The sequence below is a fragment of the Micromonospora lutea genome (genome assembly GCF_016863535.1).
GTDB classification, from domain to species: Bacteria; Actinomycetota; Actinomycetes; order Mycobacteriales; family Micromonosporaceae; genus Micromonospora; species Micromonospora lutea.
Genome location: NZ_BOPB01000050.1, coordinates 1 through 1,755, shown reverse-complemented (window position 1 = coordinate 1,755; position 1,755 = coordinate 1). Strand labels below are relative to the sequence as shown.

Below are 1,755 nucleotides of genomic sequence, written 5' to 3'. Positions count from 1 at the left end.
GGCCGGACGGGGAAGACGAAGGTCATGTAGGGCGACCGGGTCTTCCGGCCCATCTCGAAGACCTTCGGGGCGTCGTGCTCCATCACCAGCGGCGCGAACGGCCGGAACGGCTCCCGGTGCTTGACCCGATTGTTGATGATGTCCTTGATATCGGGGAAGTTCGGGTTCGCCAGGATGCTGCGGTGCCCGAGGGCCCGGGGCCCGTGCTCGATCCGGCCCTCGAACCAGCCGATCACGACCTTGCCGGTGAGCAGCTCGGCCACCTGGTCGACGACTTCGTCGTCGGTCAGCCGGGCGGTCCACTCCACCCGGTCGGCGAACTCACCGAGCGCCTGCTCGATGTCGGCGTCGTCGTACTCCGGGCCCAGGTACGGGGTGACGGACGGCGCGTACTTCACCTCGGCGTTGTTGGTCGGGTGGTTGACCCACGCGAACACCGCCGCGCCGATGGCCACACCGGTGTCACTGGCACCGAAGCTCACCGAGACGTCGGAGAACCGCGAGCCCTCGAGCAACTCGGTGTTGTTGACGCAGTTGAGCGCCACCCCACCCTCGACCAGCAGGTGATCCAGGTCGGTCCGGGTCTCCAGCGCCGCCACCTGGTGCCGGGTCACCACGGTCACCATCTCCTGGACGGCTGCCGCGACTCGGGACTGGTACTCGGTGGTGGCCTGCGCCGGACCGAAGTGCTCCTCCAGCAGGGGCTCGAACTGCCGCGGGTTCTCCAGGTCGTTCGGCAGGACCATGGTGTACCGCCCGCCCTCGTGCAGTTCGACGAAGTGCTCCAGGAACGGGTTGGGCGACGGCGGCTCGCCGAACCCGGCCAGGCCCATCACCTTGTATTCGTCGTTGTTGGGCACGAATCCCAAGAACCGCGTGACGCAGGAGTAGAGATTGCCCAGCGAATCATTGGCCGTTACGAACGAGTCCTCGAAGACCCGGATCCGGCCGTCCCGGATTTCCCCGGTCAGCGACGACAGCAGCTCGGCCCGACCGTCGCTGATCAGGAACGCCGCGTCCTTGACCCCGGCCATGTAGTAGCCCGTCATCGCGTGGGCGAAGTGGTGCGGGACGAATACCACCTTCGCCGGGTCCGGGGTGAACCCGGTACGAGCGGCGAAGTCGGCAAGGATCGCGTCGTGTCCCAGCACCGTGGCGAACACCATGCCGATATGGTTGAGACGAGCCAGCTTCTCCATCGGCGACATCGGGATGGACGCCAGTTCGGCCAGCGTGCTGTCGAAGACCTTGGCGTCGAAGTTCTACGGGATCGCGATCAGGTCGACGTCACCGAAACCGATCCCCGCATGATCCAGGACCCAGCGGATCGAGTTGATCGGGAAGTCTGAGGTCTTCTTCTGCCGATTGAGGCGCTCCTCCTCCACCGCGGCGACCAGTTCGCCGTCCACGAGCAGCGCCGCGCCGGCGTCGTGCCCGAGCAGGTAATGCTTTTCGGTGCCTACTGCGCCATAATGTTCGGCAAACATTTCCGCACTGCGGGAAAAGCCGTTGCATCCCAGAATGATCATCAGTTGGCATCCTTTGCTCTGGTGTCACGCCGCGGTTTCGGCTGCCTTCGCGTTCAGATTCCCTATCGGAAGCTATCCGCGTGCCGATCACCGGGCAAGGTGCGTAACGCATTTATGGGCATGCATTTTTCACAGCTGCATTTCCGTTAGATGGGAGTGATGTATCCCACAGTTTACCGGCCATTAATGCCTGTTCGACTCCCTCGCGACTGCCCGTACTCAACCC

General features: G+C 64.2%; 2 protein-coding genes. Both read right to left on the bottom strand.

Features of this window, described 5'->3' with window-relative positions:
- Positions 1-1,199 (bottom strand): carbamoyltransferase C-terminal domain-containing protein (locus tag Vlu01_RS27285; protein WP_275409496.1); only part of this gene is annotated, 1,199 nt, incomplete at its 3' end.
- Between the two features lie 63 nt (positions 1,200-1,262).
- Positions 1,263-1,529, bottom strand: a complete 267-nt coding sequence (locus tag Vlu01_RS27280) for a carbamoyltransferase N-terminal domain-containing protein (protein WP_204005000.1) — start codon at positions 1,527-1,529, stop codon at positions 1,263-1,265.
- Between the last annotated feature and the right edge of the window lie 226 nt (positions 1,530-1,755).